The sequence below is a fragment of the Staphylococcus roterodami genome, assembly GCA_022493055.1.
GTDB classification, from domain to species: domain Bacteria; phylum Bacillota; class Bacilli; order Staphylococcales; family Staphylococcaceae; genus Staphylococcus; species Staphylococcus singaporensis.
In genome coordinates this window covers 2457120-2474378 of record CP092781.1, presented here as the reverse complement: position 1 = coordinate 2474378, position 17259 = coordinate 2457120, and the positions used below count along the sequence as shown (strand labels likewise).

15 protein-coding genes and 1 pseudogene are annotated in these 17259 nt (G+C 31.0%); 7 read left to right on the top strand and 9 right to left on the bottom strand.

What is annotated here, in order from left to right:
• The first annotated feature begins 8 nt into the window (after positions 1–8).
• Genes nreA through nreC form a run of 3 tightly spaced genes read left to right on the top strand, consistent with a single transcriptional unit; the run spans position 9 to position 2195 of the window.
• The gene (gene nreA, locus ML436_12160; GenBank protein UMT77869.1) at positions 9–461 is read left to right on the top strand and encodes a nitrate respiration regulation accessory nitrate sensor NreA; all 453 of its coding nucleotides are present in this window, start codon (positions 9–11) and stop codon (positions 459–461) included.
• Between the two features lie 23 nt (positions 462–484).
• Positions 485–1519, top strand: a complete 1035-nt coding sequence (gene nreB, locus ML436_12155; protein ID UMT77868.1) for a nitrate respiration regulation sensor histidine kinase NreB — start codon at positions 485–487, stop codon at positions 1517–1519.
• A 22-nt stretch (positions 1520–1541) separates the two neighbouring features.
• Positions 1542–2195 carry a nitrate respiration regulation response regulator NreC gene (gene nreC / locus ML436_12150; GenBank protein UMT77867.1) on the top strand — a complete coding sequence of 218 codons (654 nt, stop codon included), beginning with the start codon at positions 1542–1544 and terminating at the stop codon, positions 2193–2195.
• A gap of 192 nt (positions 2196–2387) precedes the next feature.
• Here nreC and ML436_12145 read toward each other — a convergent pair whose 3' ends face one another.
• A complete protein-coding gene (locus ML436_12145; GenBank protein ID UMT77866.1) occupies positions 2388–3107 on the bottom strand; it encodes a MerR family transcriptional regulator in 720 nt (239 codons plus the stop codon).
• A pseudogene (locus tag ML436_12140) lies at positions 3086–4001 on the bottom strand (DUF2268 domain-containing protein). The gene ML436_12145 and the pseudogene ML436_12140 overlap by 22 nt, the downstream one beginning before the upstream one ends.
• Positions 4002–4370: 369 nt before the next feature.
• On the opposite strand from ML436_12140, the gene ML436_12135 reads away from it, so the two are divergent.
• Positions 4371–5543 carry a NarK/NasA family nitrate transporter gene (locus ML436_12135; protein UMT77865.1) on the top strand — a complete coding sequence of 391 codons (1173 nt, stop codon included), beginning with the start codon at positions 4371–4373 and terminating at the stop codon, positions 5541–5543.
• An 88-nt stretch (positions 5544–5631) separates the two neighbouring features.
• On the opposite strand, the gene ML436_12130 is transcribed toward ML436_12135, so the two are convergent.
• Together ML436_12130 and ML436_12125 are read right to left on the bottom strand one after the other, a co-directional pair.
• Positions 5632–6069: an Hsp20 family protein gene (locus tag ML436_12130; protein ID UMT77864.1), complete on the bottom strand. Its 438-nt coding sequence runs from the start codon at positions 6067–6069 to the stop codon at positions 5632–5634.
• Positions 6070–6277: 208 nt separating this feature from the next.
• Positions 6278–6724 (bottom strand): MarR family transcriptional regulator, encoded by a 447-nt coding sequence (locus ML436_12125; GenBank protein ID UMT77863.1) that lies wholly within the window; start codon positions 6722–6724, stop codon positions 6278–6280.
• Positions 6725–7121: 397 nt separating this feature from the next.
• Here ML436_12125 and ML436_12120 point away from each other — a divergent pair, with 397 nt between their 5' ends.
• Entirely contained in the window at positions 7122–7487 is a 366-nt protein-coding gene (locus tag ML436_12120) for a DUF3139 domain-containing protein (protein UMT77862.1), read from the top strand.
• A gap of 183 nt (positions 7488–7670) precedes the next feature.
• Entirely contained in the window at positions 7671–8948 is a 1278-nt protein-coding gene (locus ML436_12115) for a cation:dicarboxylase symporter family transporter (protein UMT77861.1), read from the top strand.
• Between the two features lie 527 nt (positions 8949–9475).
• Here ML436_12115 and ML436_12110 read toward each other — a convergent pair.
• The 4 genes from ML436_12110 to ML436_12095 all read right to left on the bottom strand — a co-directional run bounded on the left by ML436_12110 (position 9476) and on the right by ML436_12095 (position 14570).
• Positions 9476–9832 carry a DUF4889 domain-containing protein gene (locus ML436_12110; GenBank protein UMT77860.1) on the bottom strand — a complete coding sequence of 119 codons (357 nt, stop codon included), beginning with the start codon at positions 9830–9832 and terminating at the stop codon, positions 9476–9478.
• Between the two features lie 264 nt (positions 9833–10096).
• Positions 10097–10519 carry a pyridoxamine 5'-phosphate oxidase family protein gene (locus ML436_12105; GenBank protein UMT77859.1) on the bottom strand — a complete coding sequence of 141 codons (423 nt, stop codon included), beginning with the start codon at positions 10517–10519 and terminating at the stop codon, positions 10097–10099.
• A 64-nt stretch (positions 10520–10583) separates the two neighbouring features.
• The gene (gene rsp, locus ML436_12100) at positions 10584–12689 is read right to left on the bottom strand and encodes an AraC family transcriptional regulator Rsp (protein UMT77858.1); all 2106 of its coding nucleotides are present in this window, start codon (positions 12687–12689) and stop codon (positions 10584–10586) included.
• A 1497-nt stretch (positions 12690–14186) separates the two neighbouring features.
• Positions 14187–14570: a YbgA family protein gene (locus ML436_12095; protein ID UMT77857.1), complete on the bottom strand. Its 384-nt coding sequence runs from the start codon at positions 14568–14570 to the stop codon at positions 14187–14189.
• 181 nt (positions 14571–14751) lie between these two features.
• Here ML436_12095 and ML436_12090 point away from each other — a divergent pair, with 181 nt between their 5' ends.
• Positions 14752–16194 carry a sucrose-specific PTS transporter subunit IIBC gene (locus ML436_12090; protein ID UMT77856.1) on the top strand — a complete coding sequence of 481 codons (1443 nt, stop codon included), beginning with the start codon at positions 14752–14754 and terminating at the stop codon, positions 16192–16194.
• A 95-nt stretch (positions 16195–16289) separates the two neighbouring features.
• Here the strand turns inward: ML436_12090 and ML436_12085 are convergent, their stop codons facing one another.
• A complete protein-coding gene (locus ML436_12085) occupies positions 16290–17234 on the bottom strand; it encodes a magnesium transporter CorA family protein (protein UMT77855.1) in 945 nt (314 codons plus the stop codon).
• Positions 17235–17259 lie beyond the last annotated feature (25 nt).

Genomic DNA, 17259 nt, shown 5'->3' with positions numbered 1-17259 from the left:
TGAGAGAATTGACACCAGAAGCAATGATTGAAGATCAAAGTTTTCAAGAGACATTAGATAAAATACGCAAAGAAGAAGGGTATGATTTTGCGGCAATCGCTTTCTATGAATCTAATAAACCTTCATCTCCAATTAAATGGCATTATGTTTCAGGTAATAAAAATAATCGCTTTAAATTGATTATTTTAAGAAAAGGTAAAGGCTTAGCTGGAACTGTTATGAAAACAGGAAAACGTATGATAATTGCAAATGTAGGTTTGGCGTTAGGACCTGAAGAAAAGATTGATTATCCAATATTATTGAGTGAATCATTAACGGCAGTATTTGCTGTTCCATTATGGTATAAAAATCAAGTTTATGGCGTGTTGCTATTTGGCCAAAGAGATGGACGCCCATTGCCGAAAATTTTCGATTATGAAGATATTCAGTATAAATTTGGCATTTTCAATGATGATAAATAACGAAAGTAATTAGGGTGAAAGCAATGACATGTGATGATGAAATTCAATTAGACGTATTACTAAAAAAGTATTATGAACATTCGATTGAAAAAATAGTATTTGTTGATGATAGTGGGAAAATCATTGCAATGAATGATGCAGCAAAGGATATTTTATCTGAAAAAGATAACTATAGTGCAGTAACCAATGCAATTTGCCATAGATGTGAAGGGTATTCTAATGCGTATGATGTACAGTCATGTCAAGATTGCTTCTTGCAATCTATGCAAGTTCAAGCATCTAATTTTCAAGTGTTTATGAAGACGAAAGACCACAAAGTAATGCCTTTTACAGCGACGTATCAAACTATTGATCCTGACAAAGGCATTCACGCGTTTACTTTACAAAATGTATCGTCTCAAATCGAACAACAAGAAAAGCTACATCAACAACGTATGATGCGTAAAACAATTTCTGCTCAGGAAAATGAACGTAAGCGAATATCGAGGGAATTACATGATAGTGTCATTCAAGAAATGTTAAATGTAGATGTACAATTACGCCTATTAAAATATCAACAGGATAAAGAAAAACTACTTAAAGATGCTGAGAATATTGAATATATCGTTGCAAAATTAATCGATGACATACGAAATATGTCAGTAGAATTACGTCCAGCTTCACTTGATGATTTAGGACTTGAGGCAGCGTTCAAATCGTATTTTAAGCAGTTTGAGGAAAATTATGGAATCAACATAAGGTATCATTCTAATATTAAGAATGTACGCTTTGATAGTGAAATTGAAACAGTTGTTTATCGAGTTGTACAAGAAGCTACATTAAATGCGTTGAAATATGCTGATATTAATGACATACATGTTACGATTTGTCAGCAAGGTCAACATTTAGTCGCAGAAGTTATAGATTATGGGAATGGATTTGATCCTAGTTCGAAACCTAAAGGGTCAGGTCTTGGCTTGTATGGGATGAATGAGCGTGCAGAACTTGTGAATGGTATTGTGGATATTGAAACAAAGATTGGTGAAGGTACCAAAGTTAGATTAAGTATTCCAATTTGAAACATGCAGTGGGGGAATAAAATTGAAAATAGTAATTGCTGATGATCACGCTGTAGTGCGTACAGGATTTTCGATGATTTTAAATTATCAGGATGATATGGAAGTAGTTGCAACAGCTGCAGACGGTGTTGAGGCTTATCAGAAAGTTATGGAATTTAGACCGGATGTTTTGCTTTTAGATTTGAGCATGCCACCTGGAGAATCAGGACTTATCGCTACGAGTAAAATTGCTGATAGTTTTCCAGAAACCAAAATTTTAATATTAACGATGTTTGATGATGAGGAATATTTATTCCATGTGTTACGTAATGGCGCCAAAGGTTACATATTAAAAAATGCACCAGATGAACAGTTATTGTTAGCTATAAGAACTGTATACAAAGGCGAAACTTATGTAGATATGAAACTCACAACATCTTTAGTGAATGAGTTTGTATCTAATTCGATTCATGATCAAGTTAATACATCGGATCCTTTTAAAATTTTATCAAAAAGAGAATTGGAGATATTGCCTCTCATTGCAAAAGGTTATGGTAATAAGGAAATCGCCGAGAAATTATTTGTATCAGTGAAGACAGTAGAAGCGCATAAGACACACATAATGACGAAGCTTGGATTGAAAAGTAAACCAGAACTCGTTGAATATGCTTTGAAAAAGAAACTGTTAGATTTTTAGTTGTTATAAAGAGCGTCAGAAGATGAAAACATCAACATCTCCTGGCGCTCTTATAATGTGGTCTATCAACTGCATATAGCTTGTTCGGCATCATAAATAGATTTGTGTTTTGTCTAATATTGTTGGACGCGAGAAATATAATATGATTATTTGTGTTCGAATTTATATCGTTTTAAATTGATTATAAGTACCTTATTTACATAAAAAGTAATGGACAGCTTTTGAAATGTACGACGTTAAATTTTCATTATGATAAGTACTAAAATAATCTTTAAAGCGAGTATCATTTTCATATGTTTTAGCAATACAACATAAAGTTCTATCATCAAAATCTGCAATGGAAATCATCAATGCTTTCCATTTTAATACGATATCTCGGCAAGCTTGAATTGGATGATTATTTAAAGACATTTGATTAAATTGATTGAATAATGATGTCATTTCATGTTGTATATCACCAATTTGAAGGCTGTCTTGACGTTTAATAAATGATTGATATGCTTTTGTATTACCATACTTTATTGAAGCTTCAGTATCATATTGTGATTGTAACGGGTTATTTAGAATACCAGAATTCAAAAGTGAATCACCATTTACAAAATTATTTATTGATTGTTGTATAGCTTGCAAGTCAGAAATTTTTTTATCCAAATTTGTAAGTTCTTCAGATAATATTTTGCGAAGTTCATCATTTTCATATGAAATATATTGCTTTATTTTAGAAATATCTAAGTCTAAAGATTTAAACACTAAAATTTTTTGTAACTTTTCTAAATCTTGTTGTTCATAAATACGATAATTTTTATTGTTTTTCTTTGGAGATAATAAGCCAATTTCATCATAATAATGTAAGGTTCTTTTTGTGACACCTGTAATCTTCGTGATGTCTTTTATAGTGTATGTGTATGCCAAAATTCGGTCACCTCATTCATGATTTTTTTAGCCGGCATAATTGTAGCCTTTTCAATTGGAATCCCAGTCTTCTTTAAAAAAATATTTTATTAAGTAATAGCCACAAGCATATCCTGCAGCGTGCGGTAAGCCAACGGGTTGTCTACCTTGAAGTGTACTTATTTCGTCGCCATAGAGGTAAGGTAGCGCATCAAACATATGATTCAAATGTAAATGATTATAAATGATTTCTTTGATTTTAATATTATCACTATCCCAGTCTATATTTGTTACCCAAGGACCAATATAATTTTGACCATATAATGTCTCTACATAATTTTCAGCTAAACCTTCCGAAATAATTAATTCAAGAAGACTGCCACCATCCCATTTAACATATTGGTATCTCATATTATGATTTGTCTCATGTGCAATAATGCTTTTTAGCGAATTTAAAGTACTTGGACTCGGTACTAAGTAAATCATAATATAACCTGGGATACCACCGTCGCCACAGCGATTTTCGTTTAGATACATCAATGGCTTTTTACTATCTCCAAGTAAAGCAGTGAAGTTATAATTGGATATTTTAGATTTAATACCGTACTTTTCAAAATGATTTATAGCATTTTTTAAATATTGTTCACAGTTGTGCCAAAATAAGTCATCAAAGCATTGAATTGAAGATTTATCGGAATCATTCATGTGCTCTGGTGATTTCTGGAATGCATCTAATAATTGAATTGCACTAAATGATGGCGTCTTGTCATTTTGAATTGGAATATTTTGCGCATCGAACTTTCCTTTAAACGGTACTAAAATTTCATTTGTGAAAAATGATATACGCTCATTTAATGGTATTTCTAACAATTGATTATATATATAATCGCTTCTAATAATGTTGATTTTGTACATTGTATCCCTCCTTATATAGTTATCATAAAGGGTGACGTAACGTGATACTCAAGAAGAAAATATAACCTATTTTATGTTTGGTAATGGGGGGACTTTACTTAATAGGGAATTTTAGTTTTTAAATCATGATAAAAGATTGTCTTTTTGAATAAGGAGGTACATTGTTTAGGGGAAATTGCCATCTAAATAAGGGAATGTCCTTATGTTCAGTTTTTCACAATCATTATAAAATAAATATATAATCAATACTTTGTCTATGAATAATGTTTTCAAACATTTGAAGGCATTTTTAAATAACATTGACCTCTAACTTATAGACAGAGTATTGGTATCTATTAAAAATATATTATTATGATGAAGGTGAAACGTATGTATAAAACAAAAGGTGGCTTTCAACTAACATTACAAACTTTAAGTTTAGTTGTTGGGTTCATGGCGTGGAGTATTATAGCGCCGTTAATGCCATTCATTAAACAAGATGTAAATGTTTCAGAAGGACAAATCTCAATGATTTTAGCCATACCAGTAATTTTGGGATCGGTGCTCCGTGTGCCATTTGGTTATCTAACAAACATTGTTGGCGCTAAATGGGTATTCTTTACTAGTTTTATCGTATTGTTATTCCCGATATTTTTCTTAAGCCAAGCACAAACACCGGGTATGTTAATGGCGTCAGGATTTTTCCTTGGTGTAGGTGGCGCGATTTTCTCAGTTGGGGTAACATCTGTACCGAAGTATTTTCCTAAAGAAAAAGTAGGATTAGCAAATGGTATTTATGGTATGGGAAATATTGGGACAGCGGTTTCTTCTTTTTTAGCACCACCGATAGCTGGCATCATTGGTTGGCAAACAACAGTTAGAAGCTATTTGATTATTATTGCGTTGTTCGCATTAATCATGTTTATCTTTGGAGATGCACAAGAACGTAAAGTTAAAGTGCCGCTTATGTCCCAAATGAGAACACTCTCAAAAAACTATAAGTTATATTATTTAAGCTTATGGTATTTTATTACATTTGGTGCTTTTGTAGCATTTGGTATATTCTTACCAAACTATTTAGTGAACCATTTTGGTATTGATAAGGTAGATGCAGGAATTCGTTCAGGTGTGTTTATTGCCCTTGCAACATTTTTAAGACCTGTTGGTGGTATATTAGGAGATAAATTTAATGCAGTTAAAGTACTGATGATAGATTTTATAGTGATGATTATAGGGGCAGTTATATTAGGCATCTCTGATCATATCGCGTTATTTACTGCAGGTTGTTTAACGATTAGTGTCTGTGCCGGAATCGGTAATGGTTTAATCTTTAAATTAGTACCATCATACTTTTCAAATGAAGCTGGTTCGGCGAATGGTATCGTATCCATGATGGGTGGTTTAGGAGGATTCTTCCCGCCATTAGTTATAACATATGTTGCTAATTTAACTGGCTCAAGTCACCTCGCATTTATTTTTCTGGCTTTGTTTGGCGTCATCGCATTATTAACGATGCGACATTTGTATCAGAAAGAATATGGCACTTTGGAAAAAATGAGTTAATAAGCATTATTAAAATTAAGATATTTAAAAAGCCTTAATCTTCATGTGCCTAAGTAGGAGCATGATATTAAGGCTTGATTGTATTTGATTAAGAAATCGGAATTGTTGTTGATGATGACGTATCTTGATTTGGTTGAATTTTAGGTAATGTCATTGTTAAAAGACCATTTTCAAAATTTGCAGTAATTTTATTTTTATCAATATTTTCAAAATCGAATTGACGATATAATTGATTAGCTTTTCGTTCATCTAAAGTTAAATTTTCATCTGGATGTTTTAAATGTTTAACAGCTTGTATTGTTAAAACATCATTATTGAAATCTATTTGGATATCTTCTTTATTAACACCAGCTAATTCAGATTCTAAATAAAAAACATTATCTATGTCATATATATTTGTGGGGAACGTGGGTGAAGAGAAATAATTAAATACTTGTTTACCTAAATCTTTAAATGTATCACTTGGATTATTATTAAAAATGTTTTGACTATCGAATTGATTGAAATTCATTATAATCACTTCCATCATTATATTTGTTGTATAAAGTCATTATATGAGTAGGAAATAAAAAGATAAAGTAAAAGGGGATAAATAATCAATATGTATAGGTAGGATGATGCAATAAGAATCAGGGCAAACGAAATAAGCATCGAAATTCACGTAACAATGTAAAAGATAATGAATAAAGATATTTATTCCTAATTCTGCCCTTATTCTTATGCAAAAAGGGGTATTACTTTTTGTCGTAATTGTCGAAATTTTTAGAAACAAAATTACGCAAATTTTGGATTAATTCAGATGCTTCAGGACCTGAAATATTAAATTCTTTAAATACTTTAATCGAAATTTCTGTCAGTGGCTCTTTGATTTCTTTACCATGTTCTGTTAGTGAAATTTGAAGGTTTCTTTCGTCTTTCTCTTCACGTGTGCGAACGACATAATCTTTCTTTTCTAATTTCTTTAGTAATGGTGTCAATGTTCCAGAATCAAGGAAGACACGTTCACCTAATTTTTTGATGTTAAGTTTCTCATCATTTTCAATCGCCATTAAAACAATGTAACCTGTATAGGTTAAATCATACTCTTTCAGATATGTTGTATATTTTTTGATTATTTCTTTTGAAGAAACGTAAAATAAAAAACATAGCTGTTTACTAAGATAACTGTTTTCTACATACATCCAATCACTCCTTGTTAAAATAAACAATATTATGAAGTGTAATAGTTGTCAAGTACTGATTTCATCGCAATCATCGAATTGTCTTAAATTGAATTTTAATGTTAAAAAATACAATTCTAAATTATAACCTAGTATTTTTATCGGTAATAGGCGGATTGAAAGTTTTTTACAATTGCCACGAATGCAATTATATCAATCTTAATCGTTCAAAGTAGTCAATTATTTTAATTAATAGTAAAATGTGATTTGTTATTAAATTTAATAAAAGATGTGCATTTGAAATTCAAATTTCATCATTAAAATTGTGAATAAAAAAATTGTTACAATCTGGTAAAATCTCTTTATTAAATAAATTTATTCGTTCATACTGAACAGATAATCAAAAAGGAGTCGTATAATGAAGAAGAAAAGCAATGTCTTTAAAGTTGTCATCATATTATTTATTTCATTAATTGTTGCAGTTGCATTTTTCTTTGGTCTAAAGACTTATCAGGGCCACAAGAATATTCAACTAATTGACAGTTATTTAGAAGAGAAAAATTTGAAAAATAAAATTAAGTCTGAAGAGACACTTTATAGTGCAAAAAAAGGTCTCTACTATAAAGAAGTTACTTTTAAAGATGAACCGGGTGTAACTTATATAGTTCAACCAATTAGTACATATAAAGGTTTATTTGTTGAGGGCTTTGATACTGAAACTAAGAAAAGCTTAAAAACTGCTAAGCATAAATATTTTAATCAAAATTACAAGCCTTCAAAGTAAAATAGAACATTTATATAGCACTAGCGATAAATTTGTTGAGTTTTAATTGTTTGTATTATACAGTTTTGATATGAAAAATTGTCAATTTTGACATCTATAAAGTTTAAATAGTTTAAATTTTTATAGATAATTATCAATTATCTGATATAATTGAGTGATGTCAGATGAAGGGGAGTTTGTACTATGGCTCTATTCAAGAGAAAAATTAGCCTACCTATGCAAGTAGTTATTGCATTAGTGTTAGGTGTTGTCGTAGGACTTTTATTATATGGACAAGAGAATGTAGCAAATTATATTAAACCATTTGGCGATGTATTTTTAAATTTAATTAAAATGATCGTTATACCGGTTGTATTTTGCTCACTAGCGCTTTCTATTTCGAACGTTGGGGAATCGAAAACTGTAGGGCGTTATGGCTGGAAAACAATACTTTACTTTGAAATTATTACAACAATCGCAATAGGTTTAGGGATTATCTTCGGTAACCTGTTTAAACCAGGTGCTGGATTAGACCCAAATAAGTTACCTAAAGGTGATATTTCTAAATATCAATCAACTGCTCATGCAGCAGAACAATCTACATATGGTAATCATTTTATTGATACCATTGTACATATTATTCCAACAAACTTTTTTGAAGCTTTGAATAAAGGTGAATTGTTACCGATTATCTTCTTCGCAGTTTTCTTTGGATTAGGATTAGCTGCAGTAGGTAAAAAAGCAGAACCAGTTAAAGATTTCTTAAGTGGATCATTAGAAGCTGTGTTCTGGATGATTAATAAAATTTTGAAATTAGCACCACTTGGTGTGTTTGCATTCATTTGTACTACAATTATTACATTTGGTGCATCAGCATTATTACCACTATTAAAATTAGTATTAGTAGTTGTCTTTGCAATGGTATTCTTCGTATTCGTTGTACTTGGAATAGTTGCATGGATGTGTCGTATTAATATTATGAGCATTATTAAGATTTTAAAAAGTGAACTGCTGTTAGCTTTTTCAACATCAAGCTCAGAAGCTGTATTACCTGTAATGATGAAGAAAATGGAAAACTTCGGTTCACCTAAAGACATTACATCTTTCGTTATACCAATTGGTTATACATTTAACTTAGATGGTTCTGCGTTGTATCAATCAATCGCAGCATTATTCGTTGCACAAATGTATGGTATGCATTTAACATTGTCAGAACAAATTGTTTTGATGCTAACGTTAATGATTACATCTAAAGGTATGGCAGCAGTACCAGGTACATCAATTGTTGTGTTACTTACAACATTAGGTGCAATGGGCTTGCCAGCACAAGGTTTAGCATTAATTATTGGTGTTGACCGTATATTAGATATGGTTCGTACATGCGTAAACGTAATTGGAAACGCATTATCAACAGTAGTTATTGCTAAATGGGAAAATGTATACGATAGAGAAAAAGGTCAAGAATATTTAAAATCAATTTAAAAAAATTACTATCTGACATTTAGAGCCCCTTACAACCTCTGGTTGTTAGGGGCTTTTATGCATGCGCAAGGCGCAGGCGAACCACAAGAGGAACAACCTCTGGTTGTTAGGGGCTTTTATGCATGCGCAAGGCGCAGGCGAACCACAAGAGGAACAACCTCTGGTTGTTAGGGGCTTTTATGCATGCGCAAGGCGCAGGCGAACCACAAGAGGAACAACCAATGGTTGTTAGGGGCTTTTATGCATGCGCAAGGCGCAGGCGAACCACAAGAGGAACAACCAATGGTTGTTAGGGATTTTTATGCATGCGCAAAGCGCAGGCGAACCACAAGAGGAACAACCAATGGTTGTTAGGGGCTTTTATGCATGCGCAAAGCGCAGGCGAACCACAAGTGGACCCATTCAATATGAAAGTATTTCAAATATAAAAAGCAGCAGTAAAATGATTCCAAATTGGAAATCAACTTACCGCTGCTTTTACTCTTATATACCTTGATGGCAACAAAAATTTGTAATTTAAATTACAATTAGTGTTTCATGTGCATTTTGCCCATGTCATGAATTTTCATCATTAAACCGTGAGGGACGTCATCATGGTCAACTTTTTTTACTTTAACAATTTTATCTGAATCTGCTAATTTATAAACAATTACAAAATCACCTTTTTTAACTTTAACATCTGAATCTGAAGGTAATTTAACATTTTTTTCAATACTTTCATCTTTTTCACTAATCATTTTTTCAATAGTAGTATTATCTTTCATAATTCCATAATATGTATCTTTCTTTCCGCCAGTCATCATCATGATTACTAATACAATACATACAATTAACATGATGGCGATTAAACTAATACCAAGACCAAAACCTTTTTTCTTTTTCATGGTTCATCAATCTCCTTAAATGTAGTTAATTCTGTTATACCTAAAAGTGCAACAGTTTGCAAATGCAGTATTTATATTACATAAAATTAATTTAAAAAGACACACCCTAATCACGTTAAATGTGAATAAAGTGTGTCTAAAAAACAATACATTGCAAATTGAATTGTAAAGATATTAAAAACTTTAATTATAACGAGTTATTTCAAGTGTTTAACATTGTTATAGCTAGAATACATAAAAGTTATTTCCTATATACACTTTGTGTTATAAATCGATTTTGATAGGTGTGTCTAATGATTTGTCATTCATCAATTTAACAGATTGTGGTGTCACCTTTAAAACACAAAGTTCTGGATCTTCTTTTGAACTGAAAAAGCTTTTATCTTGAGTCTCCCATAACCAATCGATTACTTTTCGATCAGTAACTACTTCTATCGTGGCTTCCATTTCAACGAAACTGCGATTTGTCGTATCATTGTAACCTAACAATACATAGGCTGCTGGGTTTTCTTTAATTTCTTTTACCTTTGCAGAATGAATATTGGTCTTAGTGTACAATGTAAGACCATCATTATAGAAAACCATATATCTACTATTAGGTTTATTATTAAATGCAGTTGATAAAACACCGACTTTTGACGTTGATAAAACATCTTCTATTGCTTGAATTGCATGTTGGTTACTCATATTAAACCATCTCCTTACAATATAAATAGCCTTTAATATAAGGTGCTAAACACGAGAGTTTATTTTAGCTTGGTTTGAAGCAAATATATTTCACTTCATCATGGTTTAACTTAAGCTCAAAAGTTTTACCTGATTCCTCCTGGACAGCAAGTTCTGTTTTAGGATAATTAGTTTTGTCTAATTCATCTAAAATTTCTTTTTCAATGTAGACAAGTTTGTCACTCATTGGCAGCAAATGTTGAATTGAACCATGTTCATGATTCAAAGTCTTAATGATCATTAATGAATCTTGTGGTAGTTCATTATGAAAAATGAAATCTTGTTTTACATCTGACATATAGCGATCGTTAATTTTATTGAATAATAAGAAGTGGTAATTATTATCTTTACGACTCAATACATAATTATTAGTTATTTCTATGTCCTCATTTACAAAAGCTCTGAACATCTTATATAGATGCATTAATGGAAGGGGGCTACCATACTTGTTATACAAAGATATATAATTCGAATGATCATCTAATAATTGATAACTTATTCCGCCACCATAACGGAGTAATGCGATTAAATGATATACGATGTCGGACAATTGAATTGGATTTTTACCATCATTAGTATATTTAAAACCACTTACTGACAGATTGTTATATACAAACTGAGTTGATGAAATACCTGAATCTAATATAAATTTTTTGTACTGTTCAAAATGAGTATCAGTCTGATGATAGTGCTGATTTTTAGTAATGAGCTGTTCTGCTGTTTTTGAATTTTCAATATCAATAAAGTAATAATGGAATTTAAGACGTTGCATGACATCATAAACTTGTTCAACGGTTGAATATGTTTCTAAAAAACCATCAACAGTTACACTATACTTGATTTCTTTGTTTTTATTTTTAATTTTAAGATGACATAGATGAATTTCTTCAGCTGTCATAGAATTTGAGCAAAATACCAACATGAATTTGACTAGTTTTTTGCTTGTTTTATAATCTTGGTTACCTTGTAAAAAGGTTAAAATCAGTTGTTTCATCGTTTCAAATTGTTGTGTAGATTTGATAGCGATGGCTAAGCCTATATTTTTTTCGAAAAGCTTTTCAAAACATCTATTTAAAAGATTATAATTGGTTTGACTCACTTCAATATCGTGAATATCATCAATGAAGACGACGGGTTTTGGTAAATGTTCAAAGTTTATATCGTAATACTCATTGAAAATAAATTGAAAGAGTTCATTAAAATTACTAAAACGAACAAATACTTTTGCGCGTTGACTTCGATCTTTCGGGTCAAAATCATCTATATTAATATCTGTTGTATTTGTGGCTAGCTGAGCAGTTAAATCGATTTTTGAAATTAACTCAGTAAACTGTGATACGTTATCGTGTTGGAAATGTATTTGCGGTGGTTCTGTAATTTTGGAAACGAGTGAACGGAACTGCTTCGGACTGGAGTTTAAGTAATTTTTAAATTGATTTGCAAAATTTGTATGACTGTTGAAACCAGCCAATTCTGAAACAGTTGTAATAGAATGTTTTGTAGAAAGTAATAAATTGATGGCATTAACGAGTTTGATACTTGTAAAATAATCTTTAAAGTTCATACTCAAATATCGAACAAATAAGTTTGAACAATATGATTCTGAGATGTTACAATGCATCGCAATATCTTTTAAAGATAAATGCGCATCAATATTACTATGAATATAATTTACGCAATCAATAAATACAGGATTACTTAAGGCTATATTCGGTAAATATTCATGATCTATTTTTATAAAAGCTTCTTTAAGTAAAGTATCAATGATACTTTGTCCGATATTTTTCCCCATTAATGATGAGCTTGTCGGGGTACTTATTAAATCAGCGATTAAAGATTTTATATAATTACTGGATTGTAGCAAGTGGCGATCTAAGTAACCGTTAAAGAAATCCTCGTCTTGCTGATAAAAATATAAAACTGGTATCTTTAATTCGATAATATTTTCACCGTGGTTAATATTATAAATATCACCGTGGTTGATTAAAATTATATAATTACTTACGTCTTTGGTTTCACCATTAATCGTAATGTTAAGTTTGCTTGTTAGTGAGAATAACACCATAATCTGGTTAATATTACGACTTGGTACTGTCGATAATGTATGATGTATTTTAAGTTGGCATGTCATATTTCTCTCTCCTGCCTAATATATATTGAAATCTATCATTTAAATTTTTAACATGGTATTTTTTCAAATCATGGATAGTATAACTATTATAGTTGAATATTTTTGAAAAGGTAATAGTGAAAAATAAAAGAAAATAATGAAAATCACTATGAAAACGCTTATTATTATGCATTGTGTACAATATAAAAGTAAAATTAGAAAGATAGTAAGCAAATTTTGGAAATTTTCGATAGAGTCTAATTAAATTATTTGGTGCATAATTAATATAGATTTCAAACCTATGTATTTCACAAAACAATACATAGCCATTTTGAACTAATATGCTAATATTTTTTTGATATTCAACTATGTTATAAAAAAAGCATGTTGACCAAAATGGAAGTTTGAATCAAAAAATATTAAATGTACCCATTACTTAAATTTTATCGCCATTATTTAAGTTTTGACATACACTTAAGTCATCGAACGCTAGAATTTAGTACGATTGAAATCACTTCTTGTTTATAAAAATTCTTAGTAGCCCTGTTACAAAATATTCGCTACAAAATTATTCAAACCAAACAACAATAACCATCAACTAAGAAATTTTTAACAATCTACAAAATAAAAGCGTTTAAAAAGTTCTGTTTAGAAAAACATCAAGATAAGTATAAACATCTAGAAAAGTGAACATCTAAGAACATCCATCTTGTTATTGCCGTAACAATTAGAATAATCATTAGAAAAGTGCATTAGACAACGAGAATTCACCATCGAGATAATGAAACAACAAGAATCAGCACGCAACAATGAATTAACACCTTAGATTCATCATGAGAAAATGCATGACACAACTAGATTTACCATCAAGATAATTCTTAAGCAGCGAAGAATTAACATCTAGAAATGCATAAACACCTTAGATTTATCATCAAGAGATGCGATTAATAATAATCAACTAGAAACGTCACCAAGAAAGTGCACAACATAGAATCAGCATCTAGACATCGCACTAACATCTAAGAATCAACATCAAGTATTTTATTAACATCAGAGATAACTTCATCAAGACAGGCATCCACATCTAAGAAACTCATCTAGAATAGCTAACACCTAACATCAAAGAATATTCATCAAGAACAGTAACTAACAGAACTTTTTGACTATATATGAATTAATTATGTTACTAGCTAAATCATCTATTATTAACTTGCACACTCAATTTCTACATCAAAATATCAATTTATTAACAATAGAATTAGCAAACAACAAAATATTACTTAAAATTACTCCCCCGAATTTAAAATATAAACAATGTAATAATTAAGAATATAATTGATTTATGCAGTAACTAATTAAAGGTGTATGATATCTTCCTAACATCATGAAACGCACTTTAATATAGATATGTACATTTAAAACCATGAGAGATAGATTAAAGTAAACTTTAGTATAAAAGTATGAATTGCTGAACTCCAATGACTACTATTTGTCCGTTACAACTAAAGTTTCAAATGTCTATCTCTTTCTTTTTGTTTTTAAAACACGACTTTCAATTAAATAACGTACGTTGTATTTAGCAGCTAAATCTGCTAAAAAGTCTAACACTACGTCACTTTCTATCTTTCCACTCATAAAATTTGATTTGAGCAATTTAGCATGCTTCTTTTCATCTTCATTAGCACATTTTTTAAAGTAACCCCACATATGATCAAACGCATTACAAATACTTCCGATAGTTGGCTCAATTAATAATGCTTCATCAATCATTTGTTGTAATTGATTAAGTGAAATATCATTTTTTAAAGCATTTCTAATTAATTGATAGCTTTGTTGACTGTGTAATAATACGTGATACTTTTCTTCGCGCCAAAGCTGTTCGACATAACCACGATTTTTCATAACACGACCTCCAAATACAAATGTAATATACATATATATGCAATAGCAAGATTAATGAATGCGTTAACATTAATGATATAAGTGAATGTGAAAAATTACAAATACAGTATTGCAAATATTTTTGGAACCGGTTACAATTAAATGGAGTAATGGAACCGGTTCTAATTAGGAGGCTAAATATATGAACTATAAACAATCCGCAGAAGATATTTTAAATGCGATAGGCGGAGAAGAAAATTTAGACGCAATGGCACACTGTGCGACAAGATTACGTTTAGTGTTAAATGACGAAAGTTTAGTAAATGAAGAAGCGCTAAACAATATGGACGTAGTTAAAGGGACTTTTTCTACAGGTGGACAATATCAGATTATAATTGGATCTGGTACAGTCAATAAAGTATTTGGTGAACTTGAAAAATTAACGGGTAAAGAAGCGTCAACAACTTCTGAAGTAAAAGCCCAATCAGCAAAAAATATGAATCCGTTACAACGATTTGTAAAAATGTTGTCAGACATATTTGTTCCGATAATTCCCGCCATAGTTGCTGGTGGTTTATTAATGGGACTAAATAATATTTTAACTGCGAAAGATTTATTCTTTGCAGGGAAATCATTAATTGATGTATATAGTCAATTTGCAGGGTTAGCAGAAATGATTAATATTTTTGCCAATGCACCATTTACATTATTACCTATTTTAATTGGATTTAGTGCAGCCAAAAGGTTTGGCGGAAATCCATTTTTAGGTGCTGCATTAGGTATGATACTAGTTCATCCAGCGCTAATGAGTGCGTATGATTTTCCAAAAGCAATTGAAGCAGGAAAAGTTATACCATATTGGGACGTTTTTGGTTTCCACATCAATCAAGTAGGTTACCAAGGACAGGTGTTACCTATGCTTGTAGCGGCTTACATATTGGCTTCAATTGAAAAAGGATTACGTAAGGTAATTCCAACAGTGTTAGATAATTTATTAACACCATTGTTATCTATTTTTATAACAGCATTTTTAACATTTTCATTCGTCGGTCCTATCACGAGACAATTAGGTTACTGGTTATCAGATGGCTTAACTTGGCTTTACGAATTTGGTGGGGCAATTGGTGGATTGATTTTCGGATTATTATATGCACCAATTGTGATTACAGGTATGCATCATAGCTTTATTGCTGTGGAAACAACACTCATTGCGGATGTAGCTAAAACAGGCGGGTCATTTATATTCCCAATTGCCACAATGTCTAACGTTGCGCAAGGTGGGGCAGCTATTGCAGCATTCTTTATTATAAAACAAAACAAAAAATTAAAAGGTGTCGCATCAGCTTCAGGGATTTCAGCATTACTTGGTATTACTGAACCTGCAATGTTTGGTGTTAACTTGAAACTAAGATATCCATTTATTGGTGCTATAGTTGGATCAGGAATTGGTTCAGCATATATTGCTTTCTTCAAAGTAAAAGCAATCGCATTAGGTACGGCTGGATTGCCAGGATTTATTTCAATTAATCCTGTACATGCAGGATGGTTACACTATTTTATAGGGATGGCGATATCATTTATAGTTGCTGTTGTAGTAACGTTTGTACTTTCGAAAAGAAAATCAAATAAAGAAATTGTAGAATAACAAAAAGGTATGACAGTTAAGGAAATATAAGCTATTGCACTTAGAATTAATGCAATAGACATTATACTTCGGACTGTCATACCTTTTATTTTTAGCTATAACTTTTGCTTACGCCATAAGAAAATACTAACAATTACGACAAGAATTAATGAAATACCTACCACGATAATCCAAGAAATATAACTATGATCGTCAATTGGCAACGGTACGTTCATACCGAAAAAGCTAAATACGAGTGTTGGTAACGTTAATAATACTGTGAATAACGTTAATGTTTTCATAATCGTATTCATATCATTAGATAATAAAGAAGCATATGATGTTGTGATACTCTCTAGGATACGCTGGTGTAACTCAGTTGTTTCGATGGCTTGGTTATTTTCAATGATTAAATCTTCTAGTAATTCTTCATCTTCTTCAAAACGTTTAATTGCAGGTAATCGGAATAATTTTTTAATAATTGTATCATTACCTTTTAATGCGGCTAAAAAGTATACTAAACTCTTTTCGACTTCCATTAATTTGAAAAGTTGCTTGTTAGTAATATTGTTTTTTAATTCTTTTTCAATACGAATTCTACTTTTGTTTAATAATCGTAAGTTGCGATTATAATGATCGGAAATCGTAATTAAAATTTCTAATGCGAAACGGCTATGGAATTTTAAATTAATATCACGTTTTGGTAAATTTTCTAAAAATTCATTTTCAGCGTCACAAACAGTGACAATAATACCATTCCCGATAATAATACCTAGTGGAATCGTAACGAAAGATAACACACTTCTATTTGTTGAATTGACGATTGGTAAGTCAATAATAATCAATGAATAACCAGTATCTTCGTCGTATTCAATACGTGCACTTTCTTCGGAATCCAATGGGTCACGAATAAAATCTTCAGGTATATTATATTGCTCCATAAGACTTTCAATTTCTTCACGATCTGGTTCTACAACATTAATCCATGAAGCTGTATGATCTAATGGTGTTTCTATAATATGTTTATCTATATGTTCTGAGTGTCTGAATGAAGTAATCATGATTCATATTTCCTTTCTGAAGGAT

Coding starts and splice junctions, on each gene's coding strand:
- nreB (UMT77868.1), top strand. CDS start 485: ATGACATGTGATGATGAAATTCAATTAGACGTATTACTAAAAAAGTAT.
- ML436_12135 (UMT77865.1), top strand. CDS start 4,371: ATGTATAAAACAAAAGGTGGCTTTCAACTAACATTACAAACTTTAAGT.
- ML436_12130 (UMT77864.1), bottom strand. CDS start 6,069: ATGGAAGTGATTATAATGAATTTCAATCAATTCGATAGTCAAAACATT.
- ML436_12125 (UMT77863.1), bottom strand. CDS start 6,724: ATGTATGTAGAAAACAGTTATCTTAGTAAACAGCTATGTTTTTTATTT.
- ML436_12120 (UMT77862.1), top strand. CDS start 7,122: ATGAAGAAGAAAAGCAATGTCTTTAAAGTTGTCATCATATTATTTATT.
- ML436_12115 (UMT77861.1), top strand. CDS start 7,671: ATGGCTCTATTCAAGAGAAAAATTAGCCTACCTATGCAAGTAGTTATT.
- ML436_12110 (UMT77860.1), bottom strand. CDS start 9,832: ATGAAAAAGAAAAAAGGTTTTGGTCTTGGTATTAGTTTAATCGCCATC.
- ML436_12105 (UMT77859.1), bottom strand. CDS start 10,519: ATGAGTAACCAACATGCAATTCAAGCAATAGAAGATGTTTTATCAACG.
- rsp (UMT77858.1), bottom strand. CDS start 12,689: ATGACATGCCAACTTAAAATACATCATACATTATCGACAGTACCAAGT.
- ML436_12095 (UMT77857.1), bottom strand. CDS start 14,570: ATGAAAAATCGTGGTTATGTCGAACAGCTTTGGCGCGAAGAAAAGTAT.
- ML436_12090 (UMT77856.1), top strand. CDS start 14,752: ATGAACTATAAACAATCCGCAGAAGATATTTTAAATGCGATAGGCGGA.
- ML436_12085 (UMT77855.1), bottom strand. CDS start 17,234: ATGATTACTTCATTCAGACACTCAGAACATATAGATAAACATATTATA.